The following is a 22242-nucleotide window of genomic DNA, read 5'->3' on the forward strand; positions in this document are numbered from 1 at the left end:
GGTGGTTCTTGGCCCCGGAGAGGGGCGTTAGCATGCCATAAACTCCTGTTGCACGCCAATGGCGGTTGCTTTAGCCGCTTTTGTTCGGCAGAATGGGTTTTTCGCAATGCAGCAAATGACGGGACGTAGAAGTGCGACAGATATTCAAATCGAACAAACTGGATGAGGTGTGCTACGAGATCCGCGGCCCGGTACCGGCCAAGGCACGCCAGATGGAGGACGAGGGCCACAAGATCATCAAGCTGAATATCGGCAACCTGGCCGTGTTCGGTTTCGATCCGCCCGACGAGATCGTGCGCGACATGATCATGAACCTGCCCAACGCGGCCGGCTACACCGACTCCAAGGGTTTGTTCGCGCCGCGCAAGGCGGTGATGCACTACACCCAGTCCAAGCAGATCAAGGGCGTGGCCATCGACGATATCTACCTGGGCAATGGCGCCTCGGAGCTGATCGTCATGAGCATGAATGCGCTGCTCAATAATGGCGACGAGATTCTGGTGCCGGCGCCCGACTATCCGCTGTGGACGGCCGCCGTCAGCCTGTCCGGCGGCAATCCGGTCCACTATGTGTGCGACGAGCAGTCGGACTGGTTCCCCGATATCGAGGACATGCGCCGCAAGATCACGCCGAACACGCGCGGCATCGTCGTCATCAACCCGAACAATCCGACCGGCGCCCTGTACCCGGTGGCCCTGCTCGAACAGATCATCGAACTGGCGCGCCAGCACCAGCTGATCATCTTCGCCGACGAGATCTACGACAAGGTCCTGTACGACGGTAACAAGCACGTCTCGATCGCCTCGCTGGCCGACGACGTCATGTTCGTCACCTTCAATGGCCTGTCGAAGAACTACCGCTCCTGCGGCTACCGCTCGGGCTGGATGGTGCTGTCCGGCGAGAAGCGCCACGCCAAGGACTATATCGAGGGCCTCGACATGCTGGCCTCGATGCGCCTGTGCGCGAATGCGCCCGGCCAGTTCGCGATTCAGACCGCACTCGGCGGCTACCAGTCGATCGACGACCTGGTGGCGCCCACGGGCCGCCTGACCAAGCAGCGCGACCTCGCCTACAAAATGCTCACCGATATCCCCGGTGTCACCTGCGTCAAGCCAAAAGCGGCGCTGTATATGTTCCCCCGCCTCGATCCGGCGGTCTACCCGATCACGGACGATCAGCAATTTGCCTATGAACTCCTGGCCGAAGAAAAGGTCTTGATCGTGCAGGGCACGGGCTTTAACTGGATCGCCCCGGACCACTTCCGGCTGGTGTTCCTGCCCAATCAGGATGACCTGGCCGACGCCTGCGGCCGTATCGCGCGCTTCCTCGATGGCTATCGACGTCGCCGCGCGTAAGACAACGACTATTACACAGCATATGAAACCCATTAAAGTAGGCCTTCTCGGCATCGGCACCGTCGGTTCCGGCACCTTCAACGTCCTTCAACGCAACCAGGAAGAGATCCGCCGCCGCGCCGGCCGCGGCATCGAGATTGCCATGGTGGCGGACCTGAACGTCGAGCGTGCGCGCGAGCTGACCGGCGGCGCCTGCGAGGTGGTCAATGACGCCAATCTGGTCGTCAGCCATCCGGAGATCGACATCGTTGTCGAGCTGATCGGCGGCTACGGCATCGCCAAGGACCTGGTGCTCAAGGCCATCGCCAATGGCAAGCACGTGGTGACCGCCAACAAGGCCCTGCTGGCCACGCATGGCACCGAAATTTTCGCCGCCGCCCAGGCCAAGGGCGTGACCGTGGCCTTCGAAGCGGCCGTCGCCGGCGGCATCCCGATCATCAAGGCCCTGCGCGAAGGCCTGAGCGCCAACCGCATCGAATGGATCGCCGGCATCATCAACGGCACCACCAACTTCATCCTGTCCGAGATGCGCGACAAGGGCCTGGACTTCGCCACCGTGCTGAAGGAAGCCCAGCGCCTCGGCTATGCGGAAGCCGACCCGACCTTCGACATCGAGGGCGTCGATGCTGCCCACAAGGCGACGATCCTGTCGGCCATCGCCTTCGGCATTCCGGTCCAGTTCAGCAAGGCCCATGTGGAAGGCATCACCAAGCTGCAGGCGAACGACATCAAGTACGCCGAACAGCTCGGCTACCGGATCAAGCTGCTCGGCATCGCCAAGCGCACCAGCGCCGGCGTCGAGCTGCGCGTGCACCCGACCCTGATTCCGGCCAAGCGCCTGATCGCGAATGTGGAAGGGGCGATGAATGCGGTGCTCGTGCACGGCGACGCCGTTGGCGCCACCCTGTATTACGGCAAGGGCGCCGGTTCCGAGCCGACTGCCTCGGCCGTGATCGCCGACCTGGTCGATGTCACCCGCACCATCACGGCCGACCCGTCCTCGCGCGTGCCGCACCTGGCCTTCCAGCCGGACGAGATGGTGGACCTGCCAATCCTGCCGATGTCGGAAGTGACGACCAGCTACTACCTGCGCGTGTGCGTGGTCGATCAGCCGGGCGTGATGGCCGACCTGACCCGCATCCTGGCCGACGCAACCATCTCGATCGACGCCGTGCTGCAGAAGGAGCCGAACGAGGGCGAGAACCAGACCGACATCATCATCCTCACCCACGAGACCCAGGAAAAGAACGCGGACGCGGCGATCGCCAAGATCGAACAGATGCCGACCGTGCTCGGCAAGGTGACTCGCATCCGCCTGGAAAACCTCTCCTGATCGGGCCGCTTATTCGGCCGGCACACCGCGGAAGGCAATACGCGCCGCGAGAAAGTGGGCCGGCGCGATCAGCATATACACCGGGCCGCTGATGCGGCCCGGGTCGTTCAGGCCCAGGGTCAAGCCCATCGACAGCAGCGCAATCGCGCACACGAACAGATTGGCCAGGGTGGCGCGGCGCAGATCGGCCGCCTGGCGCATGCTGAGCTTGAGCTCGGCCTGCTTGCTGGCCGCGTGCCGGTGCATCAGATAGAACACCGCGTTGACGGCGAAGATGCCGAGGCTGAAGATCAGCATGATCTGGAAGGCTTCGGCCTCGCTGTGGAAAGCCTCGGTCGGCAGGCGGAACACATAGAAATCGATCAGCCACGAGAACAGGAACTTCATCGGGTAGATGTAGCTGAGCACGGTGAACAGCAGGGCCATGTTCAGTACCACGGTGCGCGTGTCCGACAGCGGGTAGTAGCGGAAGAAGCGGCTGTGCTCGGCCCAGACGCTGGCCAGCAGCGCAAAGCACAGGCCAAACGCGAGGCTGCCGCGCATCATGTGGATCAGCTCGTGCGCGGCCTTGGGCACCTCGAGCGAGACCACCAGCAGGGTGACGGCGAAGGCATACACGGCATCGCTGAAATTCTCCAGCCGATGCAATGGAATAGGGGACTTGGCGTTTCCCGACATGGTGGCTCCCGTTGTTATAAATAAAATAATGACGGGATTCTAAAGCAGCTGCGCCGGCTTGGGAACCGCCGCTCAGCCGGCCGGCAGGCGCAGTACGATCTGGCGCGCCTGGGCATCGCGTTGGCGCACGAAGCGCACCAGGGATTCGACGCTGACGGTGTCGATGTGGCCGGCCATGCGCTGGCCGAAGGGTTGGTCGTCGAAGCTGATGTTGGCGCGGGTCAGGCGCGCGCCGAGCCGGCTCAGGGCCGGTATCTCGACCGTGATCGGGCGAAAGCCGGCCGCGCGCAGCCAGCCCTGGGCGGCCGCGCGCGTGTCCAGCGGCGCCGGCGACACGGCGCTGGCATAGGTTTCCAGCACCCATTGGTTGGAGTTCTGGTAGTCGCGTGCGAACGGAAAGGCCAGCATGTTGTAGCGCGCCTCATGCAGCTGGCGCGCGCGCGCCTGGGCCAGGTAGGCGGCCAGACGGGCCTGGTCGGCCGGGGCCGGAATCAGGATCAGGGTCTCCCAGGCGAACATATCATCGAGGAAGAAATTGCCGAGGCCCTCGTTGTACAGGTCGGAACGGGCCGTGCCGCAGGCATTGAGCGCATGCACGACGGTCCAGCGTCCGTCCGGATGGTCGCGCCAGACGATCCCCATGTGCGAATAGCGCAGGCCATAGGCCGACAGGTCCTGGCCGACGCGGGCGATCAGGGCCAGCTCGGCGCCGCTGTCCTCGAGCGCCTGCCAGCTGCGCTCGGCAAGCTGCAGGGCCTGGCGCAGCTCGCGCAGCTGGAGCGGCTTGTCGCTGCAGACCGTCCCGGCCTGGGCGGCGCCGGCCAGCAGCAGCCACAGGCACAGCAGCAGGCGCTTCACGAGGCCACCCGCGACTGGTGCAGCAGTGCCTGGCCGCGCGCATTCGGAATCAGGCAGAGGATTTTGCCGGCCGCGCTCAGCACCGTGCCGGCCGCCAGCACGCTGACCTCGACCGTGCTGCCGACGGCCAGCGACAGGCCCTCGGCCGCCTTGCCCGACAGGCGCACGGCCACGCTGGCGCCGGCGGCCAGATTCTCGAGCACGAGCACGGTGCCCTCGGCCGTCACGGCGATGCTGGCCACGGCCAGGGCGGCGCCGCCCGACAGGACGGTGGCCGAACCGGCCACCACCATGGCCGAACCATCGGCGGCCAGCTCGGATGCGCGTGACAGCGGCGAGCCCTGGCTCTGGTGGGCCGACACAGGAGCGGCCAGCAGGGCGGCCGTCAGGAACAGGATTTTCATGGGAACCTCAGGCTGTGGATGTGGGCTGCATCCTCGGCCTGTGGCTGCGCCAGCGCAAGCGGCGCGCTACCAGTATCGCCAAACCTGCATTTCGGTATTAAGATGCGCTACCGTTTTCCAAAAGAAAGGCCGGCATGCCGCACGCTACTACACTCGTCGACACCCTCAAGCGCCTGCTCAAGGCGCGCGGGCTGACCTACGGCGAATTGGCGAGCCGTATCCAACTGTCGGAAGCGAGCGTAAAGCGCATGTTCTCACAAGGTAATTTCACCCTGCAGCGGCTCGACCAGATCCTGCTGGCGGCCGGCATCGAATTCAGCGAGCTGGCTGCGGCCGCGCAGGCCCCGGCGCCCCAGATCGCGCGCCTGACCCTGGCCCAGGAGCGCGAAATCATCGGCGACCCCAAGCTGCTGGTGGTGGCGGTGTCGGCCATGAACCACATCCCCTTCGAGGACATCGTGCGCATCTACACGCTGAGCGAGGCCGACGTGGTGCGCTGCCTGACCCGGCTCGACCGCATCGGCTTTCTCGAACTGCTGCCGAACAACCGCGTCAAGCTGCTGATCGCGCGCACCTTCGGCTGGATTCCGAACGGGCCGATCCAGACCTATTTCCGCGACGAGGCCTATGCCGACTACCTCGACGCCCATTTCGACGGCGAACATGAATTGTTCCGCCTGGTGAACCTGATGTTGTCGCGCGCTTCCTGCGCGGCACTGGTCGAACGGCTGAAGCAGGTGGCCGCCGAATTCGCCCAGCAGCATCAACACGAAACCCGCCTGCCTTACGAGCAGCGGCATGCGATGAGCCTGATGCTGGCGGTGCGGCCCTGGATGCCGCGCGCCTTCAAGGCCATGGTGCGCCGCTCCCCGCCATCTTCCACCTGAGGCAGCATGAGTACATCCAACCAATTCCAGCTGCTCGGGCAGCGCCGTTTCGCCCCGTTTTTCTGGACCCAGTTTCTGGGTGCCTTCAACGACAATCTGTTCAAGACGGCGCTGCTGGTCGTGCTGACCTATGACGCGGCGCACTGGACCACGGTCGACCCCAAGCTGCTGAACAATCTGATCCCCGGCCTGTTCATCCTGCCTTTCGTGCTGTTCTCGGCCACCGCCGGGCAGATCGCCGACAAGTTCGCCAAGGAGAAGCTGGCGCGCGCCGTCAAGCTGCTCGAAATCGCCATCATGGCCGTGGCCGGGATCGGCTGGATGCAGAAGAATCTGTGGCTGCTGGTGGCGGCCGTGGCCGGCATGGGCCTGCATTCGACGCTGTTCGGCCCGGTCAAATATGCCTATCTGCCCCAGCACCTGCACAAGGACGAACTGGTGGGCGGCAATGGCCTGGTGGAGATGGGCACCTTTGTCGGCATCCTGGCCGGCGAGATTCTGGGCGCCGTCCTCGTCGTCCATCCGGGCTGGGGCATCGAGCTGGTGGCCGGCGGCACGCTTGCCATGGCCGTGCTCGGTCTGCTGGCGAGTCTGCGCATTCCGTCCTCGCCGGCGCCGGCGCCGCAGCTGCGCATCAGCGCGAATGTGCTGGCCGAGTCTGTGCGCAATATCAATTTCTCGCGCCACAATCGCACGGTGTTCCTCTCGATGCTGGGCAACTCCTGGTTCTGGTTCTATGGGGCCATGGTGCTCAGCCAGTTCCCCGTGTTCGCCAAGGATTATCTGCATGGCGACCATTCGGTCTTCGTGCTGCTGCTGACCGTGTTCTCGCTCGGCATTGGCACCGGCTCGCTGCTGTGCGAAAAGCTCTCGGGCCACAAGGTCGAGATCGGCCTGGTGCCGTTTGGCGCGATCGGCATGTCGGTGTTCGGCGGCGACCTGTATCTGGCGGCCCAGGCCTATGGCGGCAGCGGCGCCGTCGATCTGCTGGGCGCGCTGCACACGCCGGGCATGCTGCGCGTGCTGGCCGATATCGCGCTGCTCGGCGTGTTCGGCGGCTTCTACATCGTGCCCCTGTTCGCGCTGATCCAGACGCGCTGCGATCCGCAGCATATGTCGCGCACGATCGCCGGCATGAATATCCTGAACGCGCTGTTCATGGTGCTCTCGGCCGGGGTCGCGATCGTGCTGCTGCAGCGCGGCTTCACGATCCCCGAGATGTTCCTCGTCAGCGCCGTGCTCAATGGTCTGGTGGCCGCCTACATCTTCTCGCTGGTGCCGGAATTCCTGATGCGCTTCCTGGCCTGGCTGCTGATCCACACCTTGCACCGCGTGCGCGTCGTCGGTGGCGACCGCATTCCGGAGGAGGGCGCAGCTGTCCTCGTGTGCAACCACGTCAGCTATGTCGACGCCATCGTGATCGGCGCGGCCAGCCCGCGCCCGATCCGCTTCGTGATGGACCACCGGATTTTCAACACGCCCTTCCTCGGCTGGATCTTCCGCACGGCCAAGGCGATCCCGATCGCCCCGGCCAAGGAAGACCCGTGGCTGCTGGAGAAGGCCTATGTCGATATCGCCAAGGCCCTGCATGATGGCGAGCTGGTCTGCATTTTCCCGGAAGGGAAGCTCACGCGCGATGGCGAGATCAGCCCTTTCCGCGCCGGCATCAGCAAGATTCTCGAGCGCTCCCAGGTGCCGGTGATACCGATGGCCCTGCGCGGCCTGTGGGGCAGCCTGCTGACGCGCGATCCGGCTGGCCTGTTTGAGCGCAGTTTCCGGCGCGGTCTGCGCTCGCGCCTGGAGCTGGTGGTCGGCGACAGTGTCGCGCCGGCCGCGGCCCAGCCGCAGGCGCTGCAGGAGCAGGTCGCCACGCTGCGCGGCGACTGGAAGTAGGGGCGCGCCCGTCCCGAATCTCTGGTGATCTGGCGCAGATGCTGCGCGGGGACCGCCGCTACGCTGAATGCTCATCCACAGCGCAGCGGAGCCATCATGCATGCAGCCGACGCCGAGGCACCCACCGTCTTCATGCTCGATGGCATGTGGCCGGAATTCGATCACTGGATCAGCACCCACCACGGCCCGCACGACCGCCTGTTTCTGCCGCTCGATGGCCAGCGCCGCGCCAAACCCCAGTACGCATGGAGCACGGCCGGCTTCGCCGAGGTGCGCACCCATCCGCTGCTGACCTTGTGGCGCGCCTGGGCCGCGCGCCGCATTGCCGGTCAGGGGGCGGCGCGCCAGCGCCTGGCGATCCGTTTTCGCCAGCGCCTGGCGGCGGCCTATGTGCGCCATCTGCGCCCGCACGAGCGCACACTCGTCATCACCCAGGAGCTGCTGCCCTATGTGTGGGAGAGCGGGGCCCTGCGCGGGCGGCGCTACTCGGTCCTGATGACCTCGCTGCCGATGCAGGCCGTGCAGGAGCAGCTCGACCGCGCCCACCAGCGCCATCCGTATAGCCGCACCCTGGGCGACTTTCGCGCCGCCCCGGCCCTGCTGGCCAGCGAGCAGCAGGCGCTGGCCGGGGCCGCCTGCATCCTGACCCCGCACACGGCGGTGGCGGCCCTGTTCGCCCAGTCGGTGCTGCTGCCCTGGCGCATGCCGGCGGGGCGCGCCGTGGTCGGCGGCCAGCGCATCGTCTTCCCGGCCGTCACCGTCGGACGCAAGGGCGCGTATGAGCTGCGCGCGGCCCTGCGCGAGCTCGGCCTGCCGCTGACGGTGCGTGGCGCGGTAGTCGAAGCGCCCGATTTCTGGGATGGCCTCGACGTGCGCGTGCTGCCCGAGTCGAGCCCCGCTTGGCTGGACGAGGCCGCCGCCGTGGTGCTGCCCTCGTGGCTGGAAAACCGCCCCGGCGCGCTGCTGCAGGCGCTGGCGGCGGGCATCCCCGTGGTGGCCACGCCGGCCTGCGGCCTGCCGCCCCAGCCCGGTCTGCGCCTGGTGCCGCCGGGCGAGGTGGCGGCCCTGCGCGCGGCCCTGAGCGCGCTGCGCGAGGCGGCCTGAGTGTGGTTTGCAAGGGATAAATTTTGTTTGTAAATACTTGCCTTTTGGAAATACCTGTCTATAATTTATACATATCTTGACCAATTGTCGGTACACACCGGTCTGCCCTAAGCCTGCGCCGGTGCCGCCCTTGGTCTTCCAGGCTCACCTGAGCGTCGTAGCCGCCTCCCTCTCCCGGCCCCCATCCCGCCGACCTGAACCAGTGATGGCCGTGTCCAACACGGCTGAGACGGGATTTACCATGCACGACAATATGCAATACCTGATCTTCCATCTGGGCGATGAAGCCTATGGGATCGACATCCACCAGGTGCGCGAACTGCGCAACTATGCGGCCCCGACCGCGCTGGCCAATGCCCCCGCCTATCTGAAGGGCGTGACCAATCTGCGCGGCGAGATCGTGCCGATTCTCGACATGCGCATCCGCCTGGGCCTGGCCAGCGCCGCCATCCATGATCTGACGGTCGTCATCGTCGCCCAGATCGGTTCGGCCGTGGCCGGCCTGGTGGTCGACAGCGTCGCCGATGTGCGCATCTTCACCCCCGATCAAATTCGTCCGGCGCCGGCCCTGGACGCCGCCCTGCAGGCCCACGTGATTGGCGTCGCCACCACGGATGAGGGCCTGATCACGCTCGTCGATCTGGCCAACTGGCTCGATTGGCAGGCTCAACCGCTGCCGCTGGCAGCCTGAAGGAGGTCCGCATGTCGTTCAAAGATCTGAAGATCGGCCACAAGCTGGCCCTGGGTTTCGGCGCAGTGATTCTGGCGGCGGTGGGGCTGGGCCTGGTGGCCCTGTATGAAGTCGGCGATCTGGCCAAGGCCTTCGAGAAGGTGACGGCCGACCGCTATCCGAAAACCGTGCAGGCGCAGCGCATCAAGGACAAGCTTAACGAGACCGCGCGTAACACCCGCAATATGCTGATCATGGACGACGAGGCCGCGATCGCGAGCGAAATGCAGAACATCGCCGAGGCCGGCAAGGTGATCACGGCCACGCTCGAGGAGCTCGACCGCACCGTGAAGTCTGAGCAGGGACGGGCCAAGCTGGCCGCCATCGGTACGGCGCGCGCCGACTTCCTGAAGACGCGCACCCAGTTCCTCGACGCCGTCAAGGACAAGCGCTTCGACCAGGCGCGCACGATTTTGCTGAAAGACATGCGGCCTCTGCAGCTGCGCTATATGGAAGCGATCGACCAGTTCCTCGAATTCCAGACCATCCAGATGAAGGACGCGACAGTATCGGCCGAGGCCACCGTGCAGACCACGCGCGTGCTCGTGATTGGCCTGCTGGTCGTGGCCGTGGCCGTTGGCGTCGCCGTGGTCATCCTGATGATGCGCAGCATTGTCACGCCCCTGACCGAAGCCGTCAGCGTGGCGCGCCGTGTGGCCGAGGGCGACCTGACCGCGCATATCGAGGTGGACCGCAAGGATGAAACGGGCGAGATGCTGGGCGCGCTCGAAGCGATGAACAGTTCGCTGCAGCGCATCGTGCGCGAAGTGCGTACCGGCACCGACTCGATCGCCACCGCCGCCGAGCAGATCGCCAGCGGCAATATGGACCTGTCGGGCCGCACCGAGCAGCAAGCCAGCTCGCTCGAAGAGACGGCTTCGTCGATGGAAGAAATGACCTCGACCGTGCGCCAGAACGCCGACAACTCGCGCCAGGCGCGCCAGCTGGCCAATTCGGCCTCGCAGATCGCCGAGCAGGGCGGCTCGGTCGTGCAGCAGGTGGTCGAGACCATGGGCGGCATCAACAATGCCTCGCGCAAGATCGTCGACATCATCGCCGTGATCGACGGCATCGCCTTCCAGACCAATATTCTGGCGCTCAACGCGGCGGTCGAAGCGGCGCGCGCGGGCGAGCAGGGGCGTGGGTTTGCCGTGGTCGCCTCCGAAGTGCGCAATCTGGCCCAGCGCTCGGCCGCCGCCGCCAAGGAGATCAAGGTCTTGATCAGCGACTCCGTCGGTCAGGTCGACCGCGGCGCGGCCCTGGTCAACGAGGCTGGCGCCACCATGCAGAATGTGCTGGAAAGCGTGCGCCGCGTGACCGATGTGATGAGCGAGATCGCCGCCGCCAGCGTCGAGCAGGAGGCCGGCATCGAGCAGATCAACCAGGCCGTGACCGAGATGGACACCGTGACCCAGCAGAACGCCGCTCTGGTGGAAGAGGCTGCCGCCGCCGCGGCCGCCCTGCGCGACCAGGCCGAACGCCTGAGCGCCACGGTGGCCGTGTTCAAACTCGACCACCAGCCGGCCGCGCCCGCCCCGGCGCCGGCGCCGCAGCGCCCGCAGCTGGCGGTGGTCAAGGCGGCCCCGGCCCCGGTCAAACGCAGCCCGGCGCCGGCCGCCACGGCCGACGCCGACTGGGCCGAGTTCTGATCCGGCTGGCGGCCCGCTCAGGCCGCTGAGTTTTTCCAGCGCGCGCCGTTGCCGGCGGCGCCGCTGGCCTAGAATCGGCGCCAGTCTGGAGAGGAGGGCGCCGATGTTCCGTCTGCTATGCACGATCGTCCTGGGTCTGGCCCTGCCGGCCCAGGCCGCCGTTTATGTCGTCGCGCCGCAGGGCCGCGATGGCGCCGCCGGTACGCTGACCGATCCCTGGGCCAGCATCGCCTATGCCCAAAGCCAGGCCGAGCCGGGCGACACCATCTATTTCCGCGGCGGCCGCTACGTCTACACGGTGGCCACCAGCGCCTGCGCCAGCCGGCGCGCCATCGTCAGCGGTGTCGACCTGAACAAGAGCGGGCGCGAAGGCCAGCCGATCCGCTACTGGGCCTATCCGGGCGAGACGCCGGTGTTCGATTTTTCGGGCATGCGCGACGACTGCCGCGTCAAGGGCTTCAATGTCGTGGCCGACTGGCTGCACCTGAAGGGCCTGGAGATCACCGGCGCGCCGCAGCAGCCCGAGAACCGCCTGAACCACGAATCCTGGGGCGTGTGGGTCAAGGGCAGCCACAATGTCTTCGAGCTGCTGAACCTGCACCACAATATGGGGCCCGGCCTGTTCCTGAAGGACGGCGCCTACAACCTCGTGCTCAACAGCGATTCCCACCACAACTACGATCCCTACACCTCGAACGGCGCAGGCCAGAGCGCCGATGGCTTCGGCGCCCATGTCGGCGTGAATCAGCCGGGCAATGTGTTTCGCGGCTGCCGCGCCTGGGCCAATACGGACGACGGCTTCGACCTGATCAACGCCTACTCGACCGTGATCATCGAGGACTCCTGGGCCTGGCAGCATGGCTATCTGCCGGGCACCCATACGCCTCTGCCCGACGGCAATGGCAATGGCTTCAAGGCCGGCGGCTATGGCGGCAAGTACGTGCCCAATGGCGTGCCGCACATCGTGCGCCGCGTGATCGCCTTCGACAACAAGGTCAATGGCCTGTATGCGAACCACCATCCGGTCGATGTGGAGTTCAGCGACAACATCGCCTTCGACAACGGACGCGACCTGAATATGCTCGGCATCGCGCCCGATGGCAGCGCGCGCGAGGTCGGCGTGGTGCGCAATCAATGCAGCGGCGCGCGCTACCGCCTCAGCGCCGCCTGGGAAGGGCCGCGCCAGCCCGACGGCAGCCTGCCGCGCCTGGCCGTCTGCGGGGCTTCGCAATAAGCGCCCAGGCTGCTAGGATGGGCGTATCCACACGAGGTCACCATGCAGCCTGAATACATCGATATCGCACCGAAAACCTGGGTCCACAACGCCGAGCAGGCATGGATGGCGGTCAAGCGCCATTTCAAGGGCATCGGCGACGGCATGGCCGGCGAACTGCGCGCCCACGCCGAGCCGATCGCCTGGAACCGCGAGGAAACGGAAGCCACGGCCAAGCTGCTTGGCAAGACGCTGGTGTTCCGCCTCAAGCTGGTGCTCAGCCGTACCAGCCGCGCCTACGTCGGCGAATGTGAAGTGTTTGAGCTGCGCAAGGTGCGCGAGGTCGACGAGGTGCAGGCCCTGGGCGCCTTTCAGATCACGGTGGACGGCCAGACCAATCTGAGCGACGCCGAACACCAGACCCTGTACAGCTTCCCCGAGGTCGGCGCCCACATCATCCCGCACTACCTGCGCAAGACCATCGAGCCGGTGCTGTAAGGGGCGCCGCCTCCGCAGCGGAGGCGGCCCGTCCTAGCGCAAGGCGCGCAGCGCCTGGTCGACCGTGCGCACCAGCAGGTCGATTTCGGCGCGCGTGTTGTAGAAGGCGATCGAGGGCCGCACCGTTTCCTTCAGCCCGAAGTGGGCCAGGGCCGGCTGGGCGCAGTGGTGGCCGGTGCGCACGGCGATGCCCTCGGCATCGAGGATCTGGCCGAGCTGGCCCGGCGTCAGCTTGTCCGTCACGAAGGACAGCACGCCGGCCTTGTGGCGCGCCGTGCCGATCATGCGCACGCCCGGGATCTGGCTGATCGCATCCTGGGCATAGTGCAGCAGGTCTTCCTCGTAGCGGGCGGCGTTGGCAAAGCCGATGCGCTCCAGATAATCGATGGCCGCACCGAGCCCGACCGCGCCGGCCAGAATCCCGGTACCGGCTTCCAGCTTGTTGGGCAGGCCCGCGTAGACGGTCTGCTCAAAACTCACCGTCACGATCATATTGCCGCCGCCTTGCCACGGCGGCATCTGCTCGAGCAGGCGCTTTTTCCCGTACAGCACGCCCACGCCCGTGGGCGCGAACAGCTTGTGGCCCGAAATGGCGAGGAAGTCGGCATCGAGGTCCTGCACATTGATCGGAAAGTGCGGGCTCGACTGGGCGGCATCGACGCAGGCCACGCAGCCATGGCGATGCGCGGTGGCGATCATGTCCTTCAGCGGGGCGACCGTGCCGAGCGCGTTCGAGACATGCCCGAGCGAGACCATCTTGGTGCGCGCATTGAACAGGCGCTCGTAGGCGTTGAGGTCGATCTCGCCATTGTCGAAAATCGGCACAACGCGGATGCGCGCGCCTTTTTCGCGCGTGATGTGCTGCCAGGGCACGATGTTCGAGTGGTGTTCGTACTCGATGAGGATGATCTCGTCGCCGGCGCCCAGGTGCTGCCTGGCCCAGGTCTGGGCCACCAGATTGATCGACTCGGTGGTGCCGCGCGTGAAGATGATTTCCTCAGTCGAGGAGGCGCCAAGGAAGCGCCGCACCTTCTCGCGCGCGGCCTCGTAGGCATCGGTCGCGCGGCCGGCCATCGCATGGGCCGTGCGGTGCACGTTCGAGTTTTCTTCCTGGTAGAACTTGACCAGACGGTCGATCACAGTCTGCGGCTTTTGCGTTGTGGCCGCATTGTCGAGCCAGACCAGGGGCTTGCCATGCACGGTCTGGCGCAGGATGGGAAAGTCCTTGCGCACGCTCTCGACATCGAAACCCTGGGTCGGCATGGCCAGCGGCACGGTGGCCGGCTGCGGCACGGCCGGCTCGGCCGGCAGCGCAGCCTGCGGCAGCCAGTAGGGCAGGTCGGCGCGCGCGGGCGCGGCGGCCGGGGCTGGGGCCGGGGCGGCGTCCTGCCAGTGCTGGCCGCTCATGGCCTTGATCTTGTTGATGAAGAAGTCCTTGGCCGGCGGCGTCTCGGGCAGCTTTTCGGGCGGCTTGTCGGGCACGTTGGCAAAGATGCGCGTGGGTTCCAGCTCGAAACCGGGCGCCGCGAACTGGCTCAGGTCGAGCGTGCGCTCGAGCGCGGCCGCATGCTGTTTGCCTTCGAGCCAGTAGGGCTGCATGGTGGACGTCGGCACCGGCGGCGTGCGCGGAAAGTCGGGCGGATTCATCGCCTTGAACAGTTCGGCCGGTTCGGGCAGCAGCGCCACTTCCTGCGGCACCTGGAACACGGGCGGCTGGCCGGGCAGGGCCGGCTGGCTCAGGTCCAGACTGACTGGCGCGCTGGACGGCAGCTGGCTGGCGCTGGTGGGCAGATGCGGGTCGGGCAGGGCCATGCCGGGCGGCTCCGCATGCAGCGGATGGGCCTGGGACAGCGCGCCCGGCGCCAGAGCCGGCGCGGCCAGATCGCCACCGCGGAACAGCTCGGTGGCCATGCGTGCCAGCATGGCCTCGTCCGGCAAGCCCGCAGCGGAGGGCTTAGCGATAGTCATAGTAGTTGCCGACCTCGACGTTCTCGAGGCAGCCGACCGCGTCCTCGGTCATCACGGCCAGCGAGAAATACAGCGTGACCAGGTACTCGGCGATGGCCTTGTCGTTAATGCCCATCAGGCGCACCGACAGGCCCGGCATCTGCTCGCCGGCCAGGCCGGTCTTGTGCAGGCCGACCACACCCTGCTTGTCGGCGCCGACGCGCACCAGCAGGATATTGGTCTTGCCCGAGGAGCGGAAAGGCTTGCTCTTGCCGTCGACCAGCAGCTTGTCGCAGGGCAGCAGCGGATAGCCGCGCCAGGTCAGGAAGTTGGAGCCGAACATCGTCACCGTCGGCGGCGGCACGCCGCGCCGCGTGCACTCGCGGCCAAAGGCGGCAATCGCCTTCGGGTGGGCCAGGAAGAAGGCCGGCTCCTTCCATACCAGGGCCAGCAGTTCGTCCAGATCGTCCGGCGTCGGCGGGCCGTAGCGCGTGGGGATGCGCATCGACGGCGCGACATTGGCCAGCAGGCCAAAGTCCGGGTTGTTGATCATCTCCCATTCCTGCCGTTCCTTCATGTCGGCCACGGTCAGGCGCAGCTGCTGCTGGACCTGGTTGTAGGGCGTGTTGTACAGGTCGGCAATGCGGGTATGGATGCGCACGATCGACTGCATCGAGGACAGCGGGTACTCGCGCGGCACTTCTTCGTAATCGATGTGCACGCCCTGAATGGCTTCTTCGCCATCGGCGCTGGTGGTCACGCGCACGGCCATTTCGCCATGCTCGTTGGTGGCGCGGTTCATTTCCTCGCGCCGCGCGACCCCGGCCTCGATGCGCTCGCGCAGGCCGGGCGTGGTCTCCATCGCGTCGAGGAAGTCGGCGCGGCTCAGGGCCAGGAAGACGCAGGGCGTCATCGCCTCGACATGGGCGGTGCGGTCGATGCCGCGCAGCAGGCCGATTTCACCGATGTAGTCGCCGTCGGACAGCATGGCCAGACGCACCTTGGCGCCTTGCTCGCCCGTATCCCAGACGGTGACCTTGCCCTCGGCCAGGATGTAGAACTTGTCCGCCGGGTCGCCCTTGTTCAGCACCGGCTGGCCCATGGCCACGTTCTCGCTCTTGAACTTGGCGGCCAGCACCTCGAGCTGGGCGTCCTCGCAGTCCGAGAACAGGGTGATGCCCTTGAGCTGGGGGCCGCTCAGGCTGGCCACGCCGTTCTGGACGATGATCGGAATCTTGTTCCCGGAGCGCACCACCGTTTTACGGCGGTTGACCCGGAAGGTGCCGCCTTCCAGATTCATCCAGGGCAGCATTTGCATGAACCAGCGCGGCGTGACGCTGGCGGTCTGCGGCACGCTCTTGGTCGTATTCGCCAGATTGCGTGCTTGTTTTACGGACAAACTCTGCTGCGACTCCAGATCTTCGGCCATGCCATCTCTCCTTGTGAACGCTTGAGTGCCCTTTGCTGTTTTGGTTTCCTCAGTCAGGAAACAAATAAGCAAATGCGAAACCTAATTGTCGAGAAAGCATCGCCTATTTTTGCCTACATGACAAGACCCTCGTTTTATTTCAGCCAGCCCGTCATGAAACGGTCATGCAGCCACATGCCGAGCAGCATGGCGAGGAAGAACAGCACGATCAGCGCGACCCCATTGCTGGTGCCGACCAGGGCCGGCCCCGGGCACAGGCCGGCCAGACCCCAGCCGACGCCGAACAGCAGGCCGCCGGCGACCAGGCGCCGGTCGACTGTTTTGTTGTTGGGGAGCTCGATCGGATCGCCGAGCCAGCTGCGGCTGCGCCGGCGCGCCAGCGCGAAGGCCAGGGTGGCGACCGTGATCGCGCCGCCCATCACCATGGCCAGGCTCGGGTCCCAGCGCCCGCCGAGGTCGAGAAAGGCCAGCACCTTGGCCGGATTCGACATCCCGCTGATCAAGAGGCCCAGGCAGAACAGCAGGCCGCAGAAGAAAGAGAACACGAGTGGCATGCGGCCTCCCTCAGACAAAGTGGCGCAGCCAGGCCGTGACGAAGCCGGCGCCCATGAAGCAGGCCACATACGCGGCCGAACGGCGCGACAGGCGCGACAGCCCGCACACCCCATGCCCGCTGGTGCAGCCATTGCCCATGCGGGTGCCGATGCCGACCAGCAGGCCGGCCGCCAGCACGGACCCGGGACCGACCGGCACCTCCACCGGCGGCAGCGGCGCGACGGCCGCCCACAGCCAGGGCATGGCCAGCATGCCCGCGATGAACGCCAGGCGCAGACCCTGGCCCTGCAGCGAGCCGCGCGTCGCCCCGTCGAGCACGCCGCCGACCGTGCCCGAGATGCCGACAATGCGGCCCAGGCCCAGAATGTAGAGCCCGGCCGCGGTCCCGATCAGCAGGCCGCCGAGCAGGGAGGCGCCCGGCGTGAAGTGTTGGAAATCGATGAGCATGATGAACCCCTCAGATCAGGAAGCGACCGGCGTGCGCATGGTGACAAATTCCTCCGCCGCCGTCGGATGGATGCCGATGGTGCTGTCGAACACCGCCTTGGTGGCGCCGGCTTTCATGGCGACCGCAAAGCCCTGCACGATTTCGCCCGCGTCCGGACCGACCATGTGCAGGCCGACAACGCGGTCGCTGGCCCGGTCGACGATCAGCTTCATCAGCGTGCGTTCGGACGAGCCTGACAGCGTGTGCTTGAGCGCGCGGAACTCGCTGCAGAAGACGGTGATGTCGCCACAGCGCTCGCGCGCCTGCGCCTCCGACAAGCCGACCGTGCCGACATTGGGATCGGTGAACACGGCGGTCGGAATGTAGTCGTAGCTGATGCCGCGCTGGCCGTCGCCGAACAGCAGATCGACCACGACCATCGCCTCGGCCAGCGCCACCGGCGTTAGCTGCACGCGGCCGATCACATCGCCGACGGCGAACACGCTCGGCGCCGACGTGCGGTAATGGGCGTCGGTGATGATGGCGCCGTCGGGCTGCTGGGCAATGCCGGCTGCGGCCAGATGCAGGCCATCCACATTCGGCTTGCGCCCGGTGGCGTAGAGCACGGCATCGACCTCGAGCGCGCTGCCATCGATCAGCTGGACCTGCAGGCCGCCCGGCGTGGGCGCGATGCTGGCCACGTCCGCGTGCAGGCGCAGGTCGACCCCTTTCTTGCGCGTTTCGTCGGTGAGAAAGCGCGCGATATCGTGATCAAACCCACGCAGAATCTGCGGCCCGCGGTAGAGCTGGGTGACGCGCGCCCCCAGACCATTGAAGATCGATGCAAACTCGCAGGCGATGTAGCCGCCGCCGACCACCAGCAGGCGGGCAGGGAAGGGCGAGAGGTCGAAGATCGCGTCCGAGGTCAGCACGTGTTCGCTGCCCGGAAAATCCGGCACATGCGGCCGCCCGCCGGTAGCGATCAGAATGTGGCGCGCGCGGAAGCGGCGGCCATCGTCGAGCACCACCGTATGCGGATCGGCCAGACCGGCGCGCGCCGCCAGCATCTGCACGCCGCTGCCAGCCAGCAGACCGGCGTAGACACCGTTCAGACGGGCGATTTCCTTGCGCCGGTTTTCCTGCAGCACGCTCCAGTCGAAGCGCGGCGAAGGCGCCTGCCAGCCAAAGCCTGCCGCCTCATGGAAGGCATGGCCATAGTGGGCCGCGTAGCTGTAGAGCTTTTTGGGAATGCAGCCGAGATTGACGCAGGTGCCGCCCAGGCCGTGCTGACCGAGCGCCTCGGCCAGCATCACGCGCGCGCCGCGCTGGGCCGCCATGCGCGCGGCGCGCACCCCGCCGCTGCCACCGCCAATGACAAACAAATCGGTATCGAATGCGTCATGCGTTGCGCTCATGGGCAGGCTCTCCTGACTGAAAGGAAGCGTGGCCTGCCGCGCACTGCGGCGCCACGAAATCCTGTCATCCTAGCAAGAGCCAGCGGGGCTTGCAATGTGGCGGCCAGACCGGAGCGGACGGCCCGGATCTTCAGCCAGGGTAGGGCAGGTAGCTGAAGCTGTTGCCGATCACGCTGGCGAGGTCACGGACGTTCTCGGTGCTTTCCGCAAACGCGGCCAGGACCTCTGCTGTCGGAGATATCGCCTTTGCACTTGATTGCTATCAATTTTGACTTGTTCCGGCAGTCAATAATTTGCTTCCTTGCATCTTGCGTGAGGAGGATATGTGAAGCGACACACAATAACGCTCGGGGCGTCGACAACGGCGGGCGGCAAAGTTGTTTCGGCGAGCAGTGCCGGCCGCATTGGTGGTGCCAAGATCGCGTTGGAAGGCGATTCTATTTTCTGTCCGGCTTGCAGGTCCGAGGGAATAATTGGGTGCGTCGAACCCCGAAACCCCGAAACATGGAATGGGAAGAAAGTGGCGCTCGAAAACGACCTCTGCTGCTGCGCTTGCCCTATTCCGCCGCGCTTAATGCCAAGCCAGTCGGTGAGATTTCAAGTCGTTGCGGAGGATAGCTGCGGCGCAAGCCCCTCTTCAGATAATGACGCTTTGATGTTTGACGACAGGTTCATTCTTCTGCATGCGGTCACGAACGAACCACTTCGAAATGTCGAGTACGCATTGAGACGCGCGAGTGGTCAAATTGAATTCGGCAGCACAGATGGCGCGGGAAGGACGCACTTGCTCTCGGCTAAAAACTTTATGGAGAACGTGGATATCTTCGTGTGAGGAAATAGATGACATCAACAGTGACTTCCCCTTCCGGTCGCGTCCTGCAGATGCGTGCAACTGTGCAGACAACGCCACAAGAGGATAGCGCGGCTAAGATCGTTCGGATTCAACCGGATTTGGACGAAGAAAGGAAGAAGCGCTTGGCCGAGAATCGTGAGAACCTGAAAAACGCGAATGTGCAGGCCTTCTTGAAGGCGATCGCATTCGCCGAAGGTGGCGCTTACGACTTCAAATTCGGCGCCATCAAAGGCAAGAAAAACGACCCCTGGCGTTTCACGGATTTCTCTACACATCCTGGGGCTGGTTTAAATGGAAAGACTGCTGCAGGGATGTACCAGATTACGCAGGAGACCTGGCGCGACCATGGCGGCGCAGCGATGGGCTTGACCGATTTTACGCCCGAAACACAGGACCTTATTGCAGCAAACATGCTTCGTAGAGCTGGAGTAATCGAGAAGATTAAGGCGGGTGAGATTGCCACCAGCATGCTTCCTGCAGCGAAAAAATGGGCGGCATTACCTGAGGGGCCCGGAAAGGGAAATCACTATCCACCGCAGCCTTATATTAGCTACGAAAGCTTCATCGGGAAATACAAAGAATTGGGAGGTACGGTGAAATGATTTTTATAGCAACGCTCGCATTTGCCGTGTCGACAGCGGCGGATGCATTTTCCGATGTCGAAGCTAAGTTGACCGTCAATATGCGCTTCACCTCAGCGCGCGCACTGATCCTTAAGAACGGGTGGAAACCCCTTCAGATGCATGTTGGCGAAAACTACGAGTACGATGGAGTGGAAAAGGAATATGTGCGCAGCAAGTTCCTGGAAGTTGATTCCTGTTCCAACGACAGCGCTCGATGCATTTTGTATTACAAAAAAGGTGATGAATGTCTGCGACTGGACACTATTGGCGAGCATCTCAAGAACACGAAGGTTGTTCGATGGGCCAGAGAGTGCCCAAGCCACTGATCAGATCTTGTTAAGCTGGCCGATCGCCCCCAGTCCAGCCGTGCATGCCTAATGCTACTTGTCAATATCATTCCCAAGTCACGGGATGCCTCGTAAAGATGCCGACATTGTAGGTCGCTCGCTGCCAGGCAATGGTGGGTGGAATTACTGATTGGGCGAGCGTTCTGCACCTCGATAATGACTCAGGATCGTCGGGCCAATCCAAAATGAGATGGGCCCAAGAAACCCAATCGAAAAGACTGCCGAACTGAGCAAAGACTCTGTGAGTAATGTGAAGAGCAGTAATGTCACCAGCTCCGCAAGAGTGCACCAGGCGATGGTTTTTCCGATAGAGCCAAGAGATTGCCACGATTTTTTCATGAGCCGTCCTAACGATTGTTTTCACCGGCGCCGCAGGCATCCGCAACGTTGGACGTGACCGGACGATGCGGCGCGAACCGACGCAGCGGTCCGGTTGACTGAATGGTTGGGCACGTGGCTACGCATGCGAAGCTCGCATTACGAATTCTGACTCACACGTCGGATAAAGAACCAGCGCCCAGAGGTTGCAAGATTTATTGAACGAACGCAATTGGCGAACGCATCATCAAGATCCAGATTCTCGTAATCCGATTCAAGAACTACCGCGGCAAATTCCGTGTTGTGATCGGAGTTAAGCGTGACGGTCGACCGAACACCTTTAGGATCCAGACATTTCGTTAGATTGCTTTCGAGGGAGGAAAAATGATGCTGAATCTTCTGGGCAGATAGAGCAAACTCACCCAGCGGCAGCCCATCTGCCGAGTAGTAGATTTCGTATTTCCCCATTTTCAGTCACCCCTCCAAAGGAAGCCGATTCGCGATTGTTAGGTCGCAAACTAGAACAACTAGCCACCGTCTGTGCTCGTATGTTCCGTGGTTGGCCAAACTGACTCGAGAACGCTGGGGAACGAACCGGCAGCCGGCGTGGGGAACATGAACCATATCTCGGAGAATCCGTGATTTTGGTTACATAGCCAGGCGTGGGCCATCCGCTTGGCCAAAACGTGCTCGAACCCGACCGCGCAAGTCAAATCGTATGCGAGCAGCCAAACATCCATGTCGTTGGGACGCGCGTAGTTCTTACGAACCTTCTCTCTAATCGTTTGCAGCAGGAGCCGGTGAGGAATGTCTTCGTCGACCCATTGGGGTTTGCCGTATCCGCCGTTCTTAACATGCGCCGGATTTACGATTTCAACTAGCTCAATACCCACTCTACGCTCGCCCTCCGAGGTGACGACGTCAGGCCATTCGCTTGGGGTCAGCTTGCCGAGCTCGCGGCCGAACCGGACCTTTAGCGCCGATGCGAAGTTTGCCGCGATACGAAGCTCGGCCTCGACTTTTGACTTGGGAAGTTGTTCGCTCGTCGTCTCGAAGCCGCCTGCTTTCGGGAAGACGCCGATGCTCAATGGTAGAGATGGCTTATCGGGCACGACGTTTTCTCCCATGCGGCCTAACGCTTGACGTGAGGGGCCGCCGTACTGGCGAAGCCACTAAGGGAACCCACAAGCGCAGCTTGTGGGCGGTCCCACTCGACGGAAATGTTAGACCAAACCATTAGGGCTTGACGAAACGCATTGACGAAAGTACTACAAAGCCAAAGTACGTGGAATAAACAAACAGCGCGGCAAATAGTAGCCATAAGGCGCTTAGTAGCAATTTTCCGACAGAAGAACCAGACTGAAACCGTCTTTCAAGCCAATTCGCTGAACTTAAGAACAATGCAACGACGACTAGAGCTCCCGCAAAAGAAAGCAGGCCTAGGATAACGGCTCCCAGAATGTTCTCCACATCAAGCTTTGCATTTAGCGCAAATGCACCACCAAGAATTGTGACCGCCGAAACACCAAGAATGGAAACAATATCGGATACAACTGCAAGCCGGTCCTTTCCGGTTCCACTTCTTAACGCATTAATGATTGATTGCATACTAGACCAGGATTGCTAACGTGTGCGATAACCGGCGGCTGGAGCGCGCAGCGCATAAGCCGTCCGGTTGATTAGATGGTTAGGCGAAAAATCAGCCGAACTGAATGGCGAAGACATC

22 protein-coding genes are annotated in these 22242 nt (G+C 64.0%); 12 read left to right on the plus strand and 10 right to left on the minus strand.

Annotated features, from left to right (window positions below; translation table 11 throughout):
* Nucleotides 1-131 precede the first annotated feature (131 nt).
* Nucleotides 132-1355, plus strand: coding sequence for a pyridoxal phosphate-dependent aminotransferase (locus tag LZ005_RS01595; protein WP_237803995.1), 1224 nt, complete (start codon nucleotides 132-134; stop codon nucleotides 1353-1355).
* Between the two features lie 22 nt (nucleotides 1356-1377).
* Nucleotides 1378-2688: a homoserine dehydrogenase gene (locus tag LZ005_RS01600; RefSeq protein ID WP_237803997.1), complete on the plus strand. Its 1311-nt coding sequence runs from the start codon at nucleotides 1378-1380 to the stop codon at nucleotides 2686-2688.
* A gap of 9 nt (nucleotides 2689-2697) precedes the next feature.
* Here the strand turns inward: LZ005_RS01600 and LZ005_RS01605 are convergent, their stop codons facing one another.
* The 3 genes from LZ005_RS01605 to LZ005_RS01615 form a co-directional block, all read right to left on the minus strand.
* On the minus strand, nucleotides 2698-3366 hold the full coding sequence (locus LZ005_RS01605) for a TMEM175 family protein (RefSeq protein WP_237803999.1): 669 nt from the start codon (nucleotides 3364-3366) through the stop codon (nucleotides 2698-2700).
* A 72-nt stretch (nucleotides 3367-3438) separates the two neighbouring features.
* On the minus strand, nucleotides 3439-4224 hold the full coding sequence (locus tag LZ005_RS01610; protein ID WP_237804001.1) for a DUF2145 domain-containing protein: 786 nt from the start codon (nucleotides 4222-4224) through the stop codon (nucleotides 3439-3441).
* A complete protein-coding gene (locus LZ005_RS01615; RefSeq protein WP_237804003.1) occupies nucleotides 4221-4628 on the minus strand; it encodes a hypothetical protein in 408 nt (135 codons plus the stop codon). Before LZ005_RS01615 ends, LZ005_RS01610 begins: the two co-directional genes overlap by 4 nt.
* 134 nt (nucleotides 4629-4762) lie before the next feature.
* Between LZ005_RS01615 and LZ005_RS01620 the strand changes: the two genes are divergently transcribed.
* The 7 genes from LZ005_RS01620 to LZ005_RS01655 all read left to right on the plus strand — a co-directional run bounded on the left by LZ005_RS01620 (nucleotide 4763) and on the right by LZ005_RS01655 (nucleotide 12602).
* Nucleotides 4763-5515, plus strand: a complete 753-nt coding sequence (locus LZ005_RS01620) for a helix-turn-helix domain-containing protein (RefSeq protein WP_237804006.1) — start codon at nucleotides 4763-4765, stop codon at nucleotides 5513-5515.
* Between the two features lie 6 nt (nucleotides 5516-5521).
* Nucleotides 5522-7408: an MFS transporter gene (locus LZ005_RS01625; RefSeq protein WP_237804009.1), complete on the plus strand. Its 1887-nt coding sequence runs from the start codon at nucleotides 5522-5524 to the stop codon at nucleotides 7406-7408.
* Between the two features lie 96 nt (nucleotides 7409-7504).
* Nucleotides 7505-8512 carry a glycosyltransferase family 4 protein gene (locus tag LZ005_RS01630; RefSeq protein ID WP_237804012.1) on the plus strand — a complete coding sequence of 336 codons (1008 nt, stop codon included), beginning with the start codon at nucleotides 7505-7507 and terminating at the stop codon, nucleotides 8510-8512.
* A 241-nt stretch (nucleotides 8513-8753) separates the two neighbouring features.
* Complete coding sequence (locus LZ005_RS01635; protein WP_237804015.1) at nucleotides 8754-9203, plus strand: chemotaxis protein CheW; 450 nt, start codon at nucleotides 8754-8756, stop codon at nucleotides 9201-9203.
* A gap of 11 nt (nucleotides 9204-9214) precedes the next feature.
* The gene (locus LZ005_RS21580) at nucleotides 9215-10891 is read left to right on the plus strand and encodes a methyl-accepting chemotaxis protein (RefSeq protein ID WP_269106457.1); all 1677 of its coding nucleotides are present in this window, start codon (nucleotides 9215-9217) and stop codon (nucleotides 10889-10891) included.
* A 103-nt stretch (nucleotides 10892-10994) separates the two neighbouring features.
* Complete coding sequence (locus LZ005_RS01650) at nucleotides 10995-12125, plus strand: right-handed parallel beta-helix repeat-containing protein (RefSeq protein WP_237804018.1); 1131 nt, start codon at nucleotides 10995-10997, stop codon at nucleotides 12123-12125.
* A gap of 42 nt (nucleotides 12126-12167) precedes the next feature.
* Nucleotides 12168-12602 (plus strand): hypothetical protein, encoded by a 435-nt coding sequence (locus tag LZ005_RS01655; protein WP_237804020.1) that lies wholly within the window; start codon nucleotides 12168-12170, stop codon nucleotides 12600-12602.
* Nucleotides 12603-12635: 33 nt separating this feature from the next.
* Here the strand turns inward: LZ005_RS01655 and LZ005_RS01660 are convergent, their stop codons facing one another.
* The 5 genes from LZ005_RS01660 to gorA all read right to left on the minus strand — a co-directional run bounded on the left by LZ005_RS01660 (nucleotide 12636) and on the right by gorA (nucleotide 18375).
* On the minus strand, nucleotides 12636-14570 hold the full coding sequence (locus LZ005_RS01660; RefSeq protein ID WP_237804023.1) for a cysteine desulfurase: 1935 nt from the start codon (nucleotides 14568-14570) through the stop codon (nucleotides 12636-12638).
* The gene (locus tag LZ005_RS21585; protein ID WP_269106458.1) at nucleotides 14557-15978 is read right to left on the minus strand and encodes a family 2B encapsulin nanocompartment shell protein; all 1422 of its coding nucleotides are present in this window, start codon (nucleotides 15976-15978) and stop codon (nucleotides 14557-14559) included. The genes LZ005_RS01660 and LZ005_RS21585 overlap by 14 nt, the downstream gene beginning before the upstream one ends.
* 134 nt (nucleotides 15979-16112) lie before the next feature.
* Entirely contained in the window at nucleotides 16113-16532 is a 420-nt protein-coding gene (locus tag LZ005_RS01675) for a DUF6691 family protein (protein WP_237804025.1), read from the minus strand.
* A gap of 10 nt (nucleotides 16533-16542) precedes the next feature.
* Nucleotides 16543-16980 (minus strand): YeeE/YedE family protein, encoded by a 438-nt coding sequence (locus LZ005_RS01680; RefSeq protein ID WP_237804027.1) that lies wholly within the window; start codon nucleotides 16978-16980, stop codon nucleotides 16543-16545.
* A gap of 15 nt (nucleotides 16981-16995) precedes the next feature.
* On the minus strand, nucleotides 16996-18375 hold the full coding sequence (gene gorA / locus LZ005_RS01685; RefSeq protein WP_237804029.1) for a glutathione-disulfide reductase: 1380 nt from the start codon (nucleotides 18373-18375) through the stop codon (nucleotides 16996-16998).
* Between the two features lie 325 nt (nucleotides 18376-18700).
* Here gorA and LZ005_RS01690 point away from each other — a divergent pair, with 325 nt between their 5' ends.
* Genes LZ005_RS01690 through LZ005_RS01700 form a run of 3 tightly spaced genes read left to right on the plus strand, consistent with a single transcriptional unit; the run spans nucleotide 18701 to nucleotide 20177 of the window.
* A complete protein-coding gene (locus LZ005_RS01690; protein ID WP_237804031.1) occupies nucleotides 18701-19207 on the plus strand; it encodes a PAAR domain-containing protein in 507 nt (168 codons plus the stop codon).
* An 8-nt stretch (nucleotides 19208-19215) separates the two neighbouring features.
* A complete protein-coding gene (locus tag LZ005_RS01695) occupies nucleotides 19216-19830 on the plus strand; it encodes a paar repeat-containing protein (protein WP_237804033.1) in 615 nt (204 codons plus the stop codon).
* Nucleotides 19827-20177: a hypothetical protein gene (locus tag LZ005_RS01700; protein WP_237804035.1), complete on the plus strand. Its 351-nt coding sequence runs from the start codon at nucleotides 19827-19829 to the stop codon at nucleotides 20175-20177. Before LZ005_RS01695 ends, LZ005_RS01700 begins: the two co-directional genes overlap by 4 nt.
* An 866-nt stretch (nucleotides 20178-21043) precedes the next feature.
* Here the strand turns inward: LZ005_RS01700 and LZ005_RS01705 are convergent.
* Entirely contained in the window at nucleotides 21044-21643 is a 600-nt protein-coding gene (locus LZ005_RS01705) for a hypothetical protein (RefSeq protein WP_237804037.1), read from the minus strand.
* Nucleotides 21644-21752: 109 nt separating this feature from the next.
* Nucleotides 21753-22124 (minus strand): hypothetical protein, encoded by a 372-nt coding sequence (locus LZ005_RS01710; RefSeq protein WP_237804039.1) that lies wholly within the window; start codon nucleotides 22122-22124, stop codon nucleotides 21753-21755.
* Nucleotides 22125-22242 lie beyond the last annotated feature (118 nt).

The organism is Massilia sp. TS11, assembly GCF_022012445.1.
In the GTDB taxonomy this organism is placed as follows: domain Bacteria; phylum Pseudomonadota; class Gammaproteobacteria; order Burkholderiales; family Burkholderiaceae_D; genus Telluria.